The organism is Shimia sagamensis (assembly GCF_900182745.1).
GTDB classification, from domain to species: domain Bacteria; phylum Pseudomonadota; class Alphaproteobacteria; order Rhodobacterales; family Rhodobacteraceae; genus Shimia; species Shimia sagamensis.
In genome coordinates, this window is record NZ_FXTY01000004.1 from 193,394 (window position 1) to 205,522 (window position 12,129).

General features: G+C 56.0%; 12 protein-coding genes and 1 pseudogene. 6 read left to right on the plus strand and 7 right to left on the minus strand.

What is annotated here, in order from left to right; genetic code table 11:
- Window positions 1-71 precede the first annotated feature (71 nt).
- Both QOL67_RS11765 and QOL67_RS11770 read left to right on the plus strand, forming a co-directional pair.
- Window positions 72-782 (plus strand): TRAP transporter small permease, encoded by a 711-nt coding sequence (locus QOL67_RS11765; RefSeq protein ID WP_283426163.1) that lies wholly within the window; start codon window positions 72-74, stop codon window positions 780-782.
- Window positions 782-2,176, plus strand: coding sequence for a TRAP transporter large permease (locus QOL67_RS11770; protein ID WP_283426164.1), 1,395 nt, complete (start codon window positions 782-784; stop codon window positions 2,174-2,176). The genes QOL67_RS11765 and QOL67_RS11770 overlap by 1 nt, the downstream gene beginning before the upstream one ends.
- Window positions 2,177-2,434: 258 nt before the next feature.
- On the opposite strand, the pseudogene QOL67_RS22075 reads toward QOL67_RS11770, so the two are convergent.
- The 6 genes and pseudogenes from QOL67_RS22075 to QOL67_RS11795 all read right to left on the minus strand — a co-directional run.
- Window positions 2,435-2,908 (minus strand): annotated as a pseudogene (locus QOL67_RS22075) (class I SAM-dependent DNA methyltransferase); the annotation flags it as partial.
- A gap of 4 nt (window positions 2,909-2,912) precedes the next feature.
- Window positions 2,913-3,656 carry a triose-phosphate isomerase gene (gene tpiA / locus QOL67_RS11775; RefSeq protein WP_283426165.1) on the minus strand — a complete coding sequence of 248 codons (744 nt, stop codon included), beginning with the start codon at window positions 3,654-3,656 and terminating at the stop codon, window positions 2,913-2,915.
- Between the two features lie 72 nt (window positions 3,657-3,728).
- Window positions 3,729-4,127, minus strand: coding sequence for a HesB/IscA family protein (locus QOL67_RS11780; RefSeq protein ID WP_283426166.1), 399 nt, complete (start codon window positions 4,125-4,127; stop codon window positions 3,729-3,731).
- Window positions 4,128-4,155: 28 nt separating this feature from the next.
- Window positions 4,156-4,530: an SUF system Fe-S cluster assembly protein gene (locus QOL67_RS11785; protein WP_283426167.1), complete on the minus strand. Its 375-nt coding sequence runs from the start codon at window positions 4,528-4,530 to the stop codon at window positions 4,156-4,158.
- 198 nt (window positions 4,531-4,728) lie between these two features.
- Entirely contained in the window at window positions 4,729-5,004 is a 276-nt protein-coding gene (locus QOL67_RS11790) for an NfeD family protein (RefSeq protein ID WP_283426168.1), read from the minus strand.
- A 4-nt stretch (window positions 5,005-5,008) separates the two neighbouring features.
- Complete coding sequence (locus QOL67_RS11795; RefSeq protein WP_283426169.1) at window positions 5,009-5,893, minus strand: SPFH domain-containing protein; 885 nt, start codon at window positions 5,891-5,893, stop codon at window positions 5,009-5,011.
- 131 nt (window positions 5,894-6,024) lie between these two features.
- Here QOL67_RS11795 and tgt point away from each other — a divergent pair, with 131 nt between their 5' ends.
- From tgt to lon, 4 genes are all read left to right on the plus strand, one after another.
- Window positions 6,025-7,155 carry a tRNA guanosine(34) transglycosylase Tgt gene (gene tgt, locus QOL67_RS11800; RefSeq protein WP_283426170.1) on the plus strand — a complete coding sequence of 377 codons (1,131 nt, stop codon included), beginning with the start codon at window positions 6,025-6,027 and terminating at the stop codon, window positions 7,153-7,155.
- 312 nt (window positions 7,156-7,467) lie between these two features.
- The gene (locus QOL67_RS11805) at window positions 7,468-7,914 is read left to right on the plus strand and encodes a hypothetical protein (protein WP_283426171.1); all 447 of its coding nucleotides are present in this window, start codon (window positions 7,468-7,470) and stop codon (window positions 7,912-7,914) included.
- 69 nt (window positions 7,915-7,983) lie between these two features.
- The gene (locus tag QOL67_RS11810; protein WP_283426172.1) at window positions 7,984-8,535 is read left to right on the plus strand and encodes a hypothetical protein; all 552 of its coding nucleotides are present in this window, start codon (window positions 7,984-7,986) and stop codon (window positions 8,533-8,535) included.
- A gap of 304 nt (window positions 8,536-8,839) precedes the next feature.
- Window positions 8,840-11,242 carry an endopeptidase La gene (gene lon, locus QOL67_RS11815; RefSeq protein WP_283426173.1) on the plus strand — a complete coding sequence of 801 codons (2,403 nt, stop codon included), beginning with the start codon at window positions 8,840-8,842 and terminating at the stop codon, window positions 11,240-11,242.
- Window positions 11,243-11,303: 61 nt separating this feature from the next.
- Here the strand turns inward: lon and QOL67_RS11820 are convergent, their stop codons facing one another.
- The gene (locus QOL67_RS11820) at window positions 11,304-12,071 is read right to left on the minus strand and encodes an SDR family oxidoreductase (protein WP_283426174.1); all 768 of its coding nucleotides are present in this window, start codon (window positions 12,069-12,071) and stop codon (window positions 11,304-11,306) included.
- Between the last annotated feature and the right edge of the window lie 58 nt (window positions 12,072-12,129).

Consider the following 12,129-nt stretch of genomic DNA (forward strand, 5'->3'; position numbering starts at 1 on the left):
ACTGATCAGACGAGAAGGGCAGGCGACAGTGCCTGCCCTTTTTGCAAGCACCATTAACTGGGGGACAAACCATGCACCCGCGCCCGAGTGAAAATTTCACCGATCGCATCGAAGAGACCGTTATTGCCCTAATCCTTGGGACAATGACCATGATCACTTTCATAAATGTGATTGTACGCAAGCTCTTCGCCAACGATCCGCCGTATTTTATTGAGCTTTTGAAACTGGAAAATATCGGCCTTTGGGGCGGTGAGTTGACCGTGTTTCTGTTTGGCTGGTTGTGCCTGTTGGGCGCGTCATATGCCGTCAAGAAAAATGCCCATCTTGGGGTGGATGCGGTGATCAACCTGTTTGGCACACCAACCCGTCGTCGGATTGCGGTTTTTGCCTCTGCGGTGTGCATCATCTATGCCGCATTGCTGCTCAAGGGATCTTGGGACTATTGGGCCAATTTTGCCAATCTGCCTGCTACGGAAGGTCGTTGGTTCCCTACTGGGTTCGAAGACAAGTTCCGAGGCAAAGGCTGGTATGAGGTCGAAAGTGTGCCCAATCCTGGCATGTTCAAATTCCTCGAAGATGTGTTCAACGAGGGAGAGCAGTACGAAAAGTTGCCGCGTTTGGTGCCTTATTTTGTGCTCCCCTTGTCCACGGCGCTTTTGCTGTTCCGATTTGTTCAGGCAGCAATGAAAGTGCGCGCCGGACAGCAGGATCGCTTGGTGGCTAGCCACGAAGTTGAAGATGAAATTCAAGAAATCCGCGAATTGCGGGGAGAGATGGACTGATGGAAGTTGCTATTCTCTTTATCCTAATTGTGGGCCTCATGTTGTTGGGGGTGCCTATTGCCGCCAGCCTTGGCATGTCCTCAATATTGTTCCTGCTGGTGTTCTCTGACAGCTCGTTGGCGTCGGTGGCACAAACTCTGTTTGCCGCCTTTGAAGGGCATGCGACATTGTTGGCGATCCCGTTCTTCATTTTGGCCAGCTCCTTTATGTCCACCGGCGGTGTGGCGCAGCGCATCATTCGCTTCTCGATTGCCTGTGTTGGGCATTTGCGCGGCGGACTCGCAATTGCCGGTGTGTTTGCCTGCATGTTGTTTGCAGCGCTGTCCGGCTCGTCACCTGCGACCGTTGTGGCCATTGGCTCCATTGTGATCGCGGCGATGCGTCAGGCTGGCTATTCCAAAGAGTTTGCTGCGGGCGTGATCTGTAACGCGGGCACATTGGGCATCCTTATCCCACCCTCAATTGTGATGGTTGTTTATGCGGCCGCGGTTGAAGTGTCGGTGGGACGGATGTTCCTTGCAGGTGTGATCCCTGGCCTGATGGCGGGATTGATGTTGATGATTGCCATCTATGTGATGGCACGCGCTCGCAACATGCCCAAGGGCGAATGGGCTGGGTGGCGTGAAATTGGCGGCTCGTTCCGTGATGCAGCCTGGGGCTTGGGTCTGATTGTCATCATCATGGTGGGCATCTACGGTGTTCCCGGTCTGACCAAGGCAATTTTCACCCCCACCGAGGCCGCTGCGGTGGCGGCAGTTTATGCCTTCCTGATTGCCAACTTCATCTATCGCGACATGGGACCGCTGACCGATAAGGCATCGGGAAACAAGATCAGTTTGTTGAAAAAGCCGCAAGCTCTGGCAACGGCATGGGTACACAAGGACACTCGCCACACCTTGTTTGAGGCCGGAAAGCTGACCATCACACTGATGTTCGTGATCGCCAACGCGCTGATCCTAAAACATGTTCTGACCGACGAGCAGGTGCCGCAACATGTGGCCAATGCGATGTTGTCAGCTGGCTTTGGTCCGGTGATGTTCCTGATTGTGGTCAATGTGATCCTGCTGATTGGTGGTCAATTTATGGAGCCGTCGGGATTGTTGGTGATTGTGGCGCCATTGGTGTTCCCGATTGCCATCGAGCTGGGCATTGATCCGATCCACTTGGGAATCATCATGGTGGTAAACATGGAGATCGGGATGATCACGCCGCCGGTTGGGCTCAACCTGTTTGTGACCTCTGGCGTGGCTGGCATGCCAATGATGTCTGTGGTGCGCGCAGCCCTTCCTTTCCTGGGTGTGCTGTTCATCTTCCTGATCATGGTGACCTATATTCCGTGGATTTCCACAGTGTTGCCTAACGCTGTCATGGGACCTGAGATCATTACCAATTAGACAAGCGGATAAGCGGCGCGCTTTTGCGCTGCTATTCAGATATGTTGAGAGGCGACGCTCCAGTTTGGGGCGTCGTTTCTTTTTGTGGGTATCGCAAGAGTTTTGCTGAGAGCGGTTCAGGCGCGGGTGGCGATGTAGCCACAGCTGGTGCGGCTGGGTGGGCCTTTGGAGAAAGGCACGACCTGGATGTTGGTGAAACCTGTTTCCGCAAGCATCTTGTGGACCTGATGGGGGGGCGAAGGCCTTGTGACCCCAGCGCCAGCGCACCAGCGCCGTGCACCAATGCGGTTTGCTGACCGATAAGGCGATTTGGCCACCGAAGCGCAGGCGGCTGGCGAACCAGCTTAGGCCTTCTTGGGGTGTGTCGAGATGCTCGATCACATGGGCGGAAAGCAGCAGGTCGCAGTGGTCTTGAGGAATGGCGGTGCTGCCGAGGATATCTTGGTGAAATGTTGTGTTGGGCACAGAAGTGAAGTTTTTGCGAGCTTGGGTCAGCATCTCGTCGGAGCTGTCAAGCATGTGAAGCGCGTTGTGAGGCTGGTTGGTTTTGAGCCATGCCTGTGCCAGCGCGCCGGTGCCGCAGCCTGCGTCCAGAACCGTTGGTTTGATTGCTGTCGCAGGCAGGGCCGCGATGAGTTCGTCGTAGGCGGCGGGGTAGCCAAGGCGCGTGATGTCGCTGTGCCAGAGGTGGGAAAACCGGGCATATAGCGAAGAGAGCGGCGCCTTGGCCATGGAATCAGGCCGCGTCGAGTGCCGTGATGATGGCAGAAAAATCGCTGGCCTTCAGGCTGGCGCCACCAACAAGCGCGCCGTCGACGTTGGACACAGCAAAGATTTCTTCGGCGTTGCCCGGTTTCACGGATCCGCCGTAGAGCAGCGGCACAGTGCGGCCGACACCTTCGCCAAAGCGGCGCTCCAGACGCATGCGCATGAAGTCATGCACCTCGCCGATCTGGCTCATGGTGGGGACTTTGCCGGTGCCGATGGCCCAGATTGGCTCATAAGCCACCACCAGATTTTCGCCGGTTGCGCCGTCGGGAATGGACCCCGCGAGTTGGCCGCCGATGATGTCCAGCGTGTTGTCGGCTTCGCGCTCGGACAGGCTTTCACCTACGCAGATTACGGTGACAAGACCCGCGTCCCAAGCAGTTTTCGCTTTGCTACGCACGTCTTCGTCGCGCTCATTGTGGTCTTCGCGGCGCTCGGAATGACCGAGGATCACATAGGAGGCGCCGGCATCTTTCAGCATGTCCGCAGCAACGTCGCCAGTATGGGCACCGCTGGTGCTGGCATGGCAGTCCTGCCCGCCGAGGGCCACGTTTCCTGCCACGCTTTTGGCGCGGGAGATCAGTGTGGATGGAGGGCAGATAAGGATGTCGGTGCTGTCTGATGTGGAAAGCGCAGCGAGTGCCTGAAGCTCAGCCAAAGCGGCGGCGGAGCCGTTCATTTTCCAATTGCCTGCTGCCAATTTGCGTCGCATCACGAGCCCCTTTTCAATGAATTGTGTTGGTTGGCAAAGTCATGCGGGGGGAGACGGCCTAGGTCAAGGCCGTCACGTCAATTTTGGTGCGCCGTTTGCCGCAACCTGTTCTGTCAGCTCGTCCATATCTTTGAATTTGATGGATTCGCCACAGCCACAAGCATCCGATACATTGGGGTTGTTGAACTTAAAGCCGCTTTCCAGCAGCGAGACCTCGTAGTCAATTTCAGTGCCAAACAGGAACATCTGCGCCATTGGCGCAATCATAACTACAGCGCCGTCTGTCTCGACAATCTCGTCATGCGGATCGCGGTCGGTCACGTAGTCCATGGTGTATTCCATGCCTGCGCAGCCGCCTTTTTTCACGCCAATGCGCAGGCCAGCGTGGCCTTCTTTGTCCATCAGCCGGGCGATCTGTTTGATCGCCGCAGGCGTCATGGTTAGCGCTTGTTTTCCCGGAATGCCAAACATCGACTTTCCTTTCTAACCTATTGAAAGGTTACATGAAGCCCAATTCAAGTCGAGCTTCGTCGCTCATCATTTCCATGCCCCAAGGCGGCTGCCAAACAAGTGCAACATCGACGGTGCGCACGCCGCCAACGCCGGCAATGGCCTCTTGGACCCAGCCTGGCATTTCACCGGCCACAGGGCAACCGGGTGCGGTCAAGCTCATGGTCACGTTTACGTCGTTTTCTGCGTTGATCTCAATCGTGTAGATCAGGCCGAGGTCATAGATATTGACCGGAATTTCCGGATCATAAACGCTGCGGCAGGCCTCTACGAGCTGCTCATGCAAAGGGTGATCCACGCTGGACGGCGTGATCAGCGGAGTGCCTTCTACGGGATCGGAGCTTGGATCGGGGGCCTGTGTCATGCTGTGTCCTGCAATATTCCTGAGCTTTTCATATAGGAAAACTTGCAAGCGGCGTCCAGAGGGGGAGGTGAGCGAAATTGGCGCATCGGTATTGCGTCTGTATCGCGGCTGTTTTGCGGAGGTGTAAAAAGAGGTTTGGGAAGAAGGAATTTGGCGCCTTTGCCAAAGCAGCGAGGCCCGCAGGCCCCGCTGTAAAAATCAATCATTGATGTCGTGATTGAAAGTTTTCACTTGGCCTTTGGGTAAGGCAAAGACCCGACGCATCACCAGCCAAGCAATGAGACTTAGGGCTGCAAACACCAAAAGGATCATCGGGACCGACAAGAGTTGCAAAGGCCCAAGTAAGGCAAGCCCAACCAAGGCTGCACCAACGGCGAAGCCAAGGAAGATGAAGCCAGGTGCCAGAACTTCGAGAATGGCCAGCACCAGAGCGGCCGCAAGCCAGACCCACCAGGTTGTCAGAAGGTCTGCCATCGCGTTACCCTTTCAACAGTTTAAAGGCGTCGCCAAAGGCCTCAAGCGCAGCGGCTGGCAGGACAATGGTTTGTTTGCCGTCGCCGTTGCCAAGCGCGTTGAGCGCCTCAACTTGTTTCAACGCCACTTGGTATTGTGCTGCTTCAATGCCGTTTTCTTTGATGGCTTTGGCAACCACTTCGGTGGCGTAGGCTTCGGCGTCGGCACTGATGCGGCGGGCTTTGGCGATTTGCTCTGCGGCATAGAGTTCTGCGTCAGCTTGCAGTTCCACAGCACGCTTTGTGCCTTCGGCCTCTGTTACCTGAGCGCGGCGGGCGCGTTCGGCGTTGAGCTGTTGCAACATGGCGTCGCGGGTGGCTTGGTCGAGGTTCACGTCGAGGATTTCGGCGCGGGTCACTTCGATGCCCCAGTCGTCCACTGCGGTTTCGACACTGGCTTGGATGGAATCGATCAAGCTGGCCCGGTTGGACTGCACCTCATCGAGGTCCATTTTACCAATGTTGGCACGTACAATACCGGCCACGGTGGTCGAGATGGCGCCGTCCACGTCACGGATGCGGTAAACGGTCTTTTCCGGCTCCAGAATGCGGTAGAAGACGGAGGTGTCAATCTGCACCAGCACGTTGTCTTTGGTGATCGCGTCTTGGGTGGCGTTGGGCAGCTGGCGCTCCAAAATGGAGATCTGGTGGCGCACCACGTCCAGAAACGGCACCACAAAGTTGATGCCAGGCCCAAGCACCGAGTGCAGGCGTCCAAAGCGTTCCACCACGTGTTTTTCCGATTGCGGCACAATGCGCACGCCTTTCAGAACCACAACGATCAGGAATACTGCGGCCAGTAGGATGACGATGTTTTCAGATAGTAACGAGAAGATCAGGTCTTCGTTCATTATGCTCTCTCCCCAGAAAGTGTTTGTTATCTATGGGTTGGAATATGGCCACGCAGGCGTGTTTTACAAGTTACATTGTTCGGCGTAAGGAGGGGGAAATTTTGCGCAAACTCCCCGATGTAAGGTCTCAGATGTCTGAAAAGTTCTCGTTTTCGCTGCATGCCACCGATGGCAAAGCCCGTACCGGGGTGATCAACACGCCACGGGGAGACATTCGCACACCAGCGTTTATGCCGGTGGGCACCGCGGCCACCGTGAAAGCGATGATGCCGGAGAGTGTACGCGCAACCGGGGCGGACATTCTGCTGGGCAACACCTACCACTTGATGCTGCGGCCTACCGCCGAGCGGATTGATCGCTTGGGCGGGCTGCACAAGTTCATGAACTGGGACCGTCCCATTCTGACGGACAGTGGTGGGTTTCAGGTGATGAGCCTCGCTGAATTGCGCAAGCTGACCGAGAAAGGCGTGACGTTTAAGAGCCACATTGATGGATCCAAACACTCGCTGACGCCGGAACGCTCGATGGAGATCCAGAAGCTGTTGGGCAGTGACATTGTCATGTGTTTTGATGAATGCCCGGCGTTGCCTGCGGATCGGGACCGGATTGCGGAAAGCATGCGGCTGTCGATGCGTTGGGCGCAGCGCTCGCGCGATGCATTTGGGGATCGGCCGGGGCACGCGCTGTTTGGCATTCAGCAGGGCGGGCTGGAGCAGGACTTCCGTGAGGAATCTGCTGAAGCACTCAAAGAAATTGGCTTTGAAGGCTACGCGGTTGGTGGATTGGCCGTGGGTGAGGGCCAAGAGAAGATGTTTGGTTGCCTTGATTTTGCGCCTGACATGTTGCCGGTGGATAAGCCGCGTTATCTGATGGGCGTGGGTAAGCCGGATGACATCGTGGGTGCGGTGAAGCGTGGCATCGACATGATGGACTGTGTGCTGCCAAGCCGGTCTGGTCGGACAGGGCAAGTGTTTACCCGTCATGGCGTAGTGAATATCAAAAACGCGCGCCATGCGGATGATCCGCGTCCGTTGGATGAAAACTGCACTTGTCCGGCGTGCTCCAACTATTCGCGCGGCTACCTGCATCACGTGTTCCGAAGCAACGAGATGATCTCCGGCATGCTGCTGACATGGCACAACCTGCATTACTTCCAAGAGATCATGCAAGGCATGCGCGACGCGATTACTGCGGGCACGTTTGACGCTTGGGAAGCAGAGTTCCATGCGCAGCGCGCGCAAGGCGATATTGAGCGGCTGTAGACAACATGTTTTAGAGGCACTCGCCATATGGTGGTGCTTTTCGCTGTGTAAAAAAAAGGAAGCTGAACGCGCGCTCTGTTAAAACTCCCAATTGCTGTCGCAGGAATAGCTTTTGTCGTTTCCGCTTGCATGAGTTCTGAACCCGTTACCCAGGGTAGCCGAGGGCCCAGCTTACAAGTTCTTGCGTCGAAAGGGTTCTACCAGAAGGGAGGCGACATCCGGTTTCTAGATCAGGGGCTGGCGTCAAAAGTTGTTTCCACTTCCGTACTCTTTATCGCCGGTTCCAACAAAAACCACAGGGCGCAAGGGAACGTGGTCTATTTTGACGCGACGGTTGGAACTCAACCATCCGGGTTTCAAGGTGCAGAATTGATCTCGGATCGGGCCTTTGCAAATTGGTCCAAAGAAGACCTAGCTGCGGTGCATGGTGACATCCAATCACGAAAAACGAGCCAAAAGGTTCAAACGCTCGCGATGCAGACTGCGCAAGTATCGATTTGTGCCTCCGGGACTGTGGCTCTAGACGATCGTGTTGTGCGAGAAAATGTGCCGCTCAGTGCAGCAGAAAGCGCACGTGTTCAAAGTGCGCTTGGAGGCGACTTGGACAACCTTCTGGGCAAGACACAACAGGAACTGGATCAGGCAGGCATCGGCTATTTGGGTAAACGGGAAACACGCGTTGTGCCAAATTTACGCTATGTGACCCACCGCCGGTCTGGTGAAAATATGGCAAAGCTGCGCCTGAAGTGCGTGTATTGATGTGCCAAGCAGCTGCGGCTGTGGCGTGATGCAAGGGCAATGATTTTGCGTTTCCAAGGAGTTAAAACCATGAAACGGTTTTTGATGGCAATTGCCGCAGCCGCTCTGGTGCCTGTTACGGCAGTGGCGGATGGGTTTTGCGGGGTCAGTGATCCGGCGGTGGTCTATGAGCGTCTGGCGGGCAGTTGGGTGCGCGAAGGCAGCACATCTGTGGAGGGCAGTGTGACCTCCTTTGTGCGGCCGGCTCGGATGTTTGCCACTGAGATTGACAAGGATGGTCAGTATTACTCCGGCTTTGTGGACAGCCTCATGGGCGAAAAGGTTGCGCTGACATGGGCAGCGCCGAAACCTTATGATGTGGACCGCGTGGATGACGTGCTGGACACCACGGGCCGTGAGGATTTGGCGGATCTGTTGAGTGACACGCACTGCGGACCGGAGGCATTGCCGCAGTTGCAAATAGTGTTGCCAGAGTTTGAGAGTGGGATATCGGTGTTTGGCACGATCACCTTGGTGCCGTATTTTGACAACCGCGTGCTTGAGATTTCGGAAGTGACCCTCAAGAGCGACGAGACGGTGCTTTTCATGACCGAAACGGTGTTGTTGCGTCCTGCGGAGTGATGGCGGGCAGGGTGCTCTTCAAATTGGCCGGCTGAGAGAGCTGTAGCAGCGCGGCATTTCCGTCTCGGTTGATTTGCCTGCGCGTGACACCCTGAACACAGCGCGTGTCGGCAAATAATTTGTCTTCTACACCGTTTCCCGCCTTGTTCCTCACGTTCTGTAAAGGCATTGTGTGGTCCAACCAACAAAACGCCGTTGAAAGCGGGGACGAGGCACCCCAAATCAATAAGCCGAGGAAACGGAGAGCGATCATACGGTTGCCACAAGTGGGACCAGCGTCGCTTTGCTAGAACAAGGAAAACTCATGCAAGAGCCCCTCAACACATCTTATCCTGTGCTGCCGCTGCGCGACATTGTGGTATTCCCACATATGATTGTGCCGCTGTTTGTTGGCCGGGAAAAGTCGGTCCGCGCGCTTGAAGAGGTGATGGCCGACGACAAGCAGATTCTGCTGTCCAGTCAGGTCGATCCTGCTGACGACGATCCAGATTTTGACGGCATCTATCGCACTGGCGTTTTGGCCAATGTGCTGCAGCTTTTGAAGCTGCCTGATGGCACCGTAAAAGTGCTGGTAGAAGGTCAGAGCCGTGTGACCATCACCGACTTTGTGGAAAACGACGATTACTTTGAAGCCTGTGCCGAACATCTGGACGAAATGCCGGGTGATGCCGCCACCATCGAAGCGCTGCTGCGCTCTGTTGGCGACGAATTCGAGCGCTATTCCAAAGTCAAAAAGAACATCCCAGAAGAAGCTCTGAGCGCGGTGGAAGATGCCAGCGAGCCTGCGCGTCTGGCCGATCTTGTGGCTGGCCATCTGGGCATTGAGGTGAACGAGAAGCAAGAGCTTCTGGAAACCCTGTCCGTAAGCGAGCGCCTGGAGAAGGTCTACGGCCTGATGCAGGGCGAGATGAGCGTGCTGAAGGTCGAGAAGAAGATCAAGACGCGCGTGAAATCGCAAATGGAGAAGACTCAGCGCGAGTACTATTTGAATGAGCAGATGAAGGCCATTCAGAAAGAACTTGGCGACGGCGAAGAGGGCGAAGGTGAGATTGCCGAGCTCGAAGAAAAAATCGGCAAGACCAAGCTGTCCAAAGAGGCCAAGGAGAAGGCTGAGGGTGAGCTGAAGAAGCTCAAAAACATGAGCCCGATGTCCGCGGAAGCCACCGTTGTGCGCAACTATCTGGATTGGATGCTGTCCATTCCGTGGGGCAAACGTGGGCGCGTGAAGAAAGACCTGGGCAAGGCGCAAGAGGTTCTGGACACGGATCACTATGGTCTGGAGAAGGTCAAAGAGCGCATTGTTGAGTACCTTGCGGTACAGCAGCGCTCCAGCAAGCTCAAAGGGCCAATCATGTGCCTTGTGGGCCCTCCTGGTGTGGGTAAAACCTCGCTGGGTAAGTCTGTGGCCAAAGCGACGGGTCGTGAATTCATTCGCATCAGCCTTGGCGGCGTGCGTGATGAAAGCGAGATCCGTGGTCACCGTCGGACGTACATTGGCTCTATGCCGGGTAAGATCATTCAGGCGCTGAAAAAAGCCAAAACCACCAACCCGCTGATCCTGCTCGATGAAATCGACAAGATGGGTCAGGATTTCCGGGGTGATCCGGCGTCAGCCATGCTTGAGGTGCTTGACCCTGAGCAGAACAGCACCTTTGTGGATCACTATCTTGAGGTGGAATACGATCTGTCCAACGTGATGTTCCTGACCACAGCGAACTCCTACAACATGCCGGGGCCATTGCTGGACCGGATGGAGATCATTCCGCTGGCCGGGTACACCGAAGATGAGAAGCGCGAGATTGCGCGTCAGCACTTAATCGACAAGCAGGTCAAAAACCACGGTCTGAAGAAAGGTGAGTTCGAGGTATCGGATGAAGCGCTTCAAGAGATTGTGCGCACCTATACCCGCGAGGCAGGTGTGCGGAACCTTGAGCGTGAGTTGGCCAAATTGACTCGGAAAGCAGTCACAAAGATTGTGAAAGGCGAAGAAGAGGCTGTCTCGGTGACGCCAGAGAATCTGGATGATTTCCTGGGTGTGAAGAAGTTCCGCTACGGGCTTGCTGAGGACGAAAATCAGGTGGGTGTTGTCACCGGTCTGGCTTGGACATCTGTTGGCGGTGATCTGCTGCACATCGAAGGCTTGAAGTTGCCTGGTAAAGGCCGCATGAAGACCACCGGTAAGCTGGGCGATGTGATGAAGGAATCGATTGATGCTGCGTCTTCTTATGTGCGCTCGATCAGCCCAAAAATTGGTGTGAAGCCAACCGTCTTTGACAAGATCGACATCCACGTGCACGTGCCTGATGGCGCAACACCAAAAGATGGCCCATCCGCGGGTCTGGCGATGGTGACGTCAATTGTGTCTGTGCTGACCGGGATTCCGGTGCGCAAAGACATTGCGATGACCGGTGAGGTGAGCTTGCGCGGTAATGCAATGCCAATTGGTGGCCTGAAAGAGAAACTGCTCGCGGCTTTGCGGGGCGGTATCAAGACGGTGCTGATCCCAGAAGAAAACGAAAAGGACCTCGCAGAGATCCCAGACAATGTGAAAGACGGGCTGGAAATTATCCCAGTCAAACATGTGTCTGAGGTGTTGAAGCTGGCACTGACCGAAGAGCCTGAAGCGATTGAGTGGGACGAAGCTGCGGAAGAAGCGGCGGCTGCGAAGCTCAAGAAAGAAGAGGCAGCGGGCGCGACTGCGCACTGAGTGTTTCTAGGTTGAGGATAGGAAGGCGCGTCGAGAGATCGGCGCGCCTTTTTGTTTGAGTTCAGACTGGGGGCAATCCAAGTACGGCGCGGCCTTCGTTGGTTTTTAGCGAAAAATCCTGTCCGGCGTAGGTCTTCCCCTCCGGGCCGCAGAGGTAGGCGATGGCCTGCGCAACCCACTCCGCGGGGATGTGCGTGTCAGGGGGCAGCTGGCTGACTGGATTGATGCCTGACGCTTTGATGGTGGCCATCATGTCGGTGGCGACGGTGCCGGGGCTGAGGCCGACTACGGTCACGCCAGCTTCTGCGTTTTCTTTGTGTGCGATTCCGGTGAGGCGCACCAACGCGGCTTTGGAGGCGCAGTAGTGGGACCAGCCTTCGAGAAAGGAATTGGCGGCGCCAGACGAGATGTTGATGATGGTGCCTGCGCCTTGGGTGCGCATAATGGGCAGGGCGTAACGCAGCCCGTGATAGACGCCCTTGACGTTCACATCGATAACTTTGGACCATGCGGCCGGGTCACTGTCAGCCAGGGTCGTGATCGGATCGATCAGACCGGCGTTGTTGACCAGTACATCAAGGCTGCCGAAGTTGTCGGCTGCGGTGGTGATCAGGTGTTGAACAGCGGTAGCGTCGGCCACATCACAAGGGAGCGCGAGGGCTGAGAGGCCGTTGTCGCGCAGTTCTTGGGCCAGGTGAGCGACGGTGTTTTCGGACCGCGCGGCGAGAACAACATTGGCGCCTTGCGCCGCAAGGTGGCGGGCGGTGGTCGCGCCAATGCCGCGGCTGGCACCGGTGATGATGGCGGTTTTTCCAGTCAGGTTGGTCATTGAGGTCTCCTTCTATGCAAACGGAATAGGCCGTGGGGAGACTGCCAGAAATGACTGG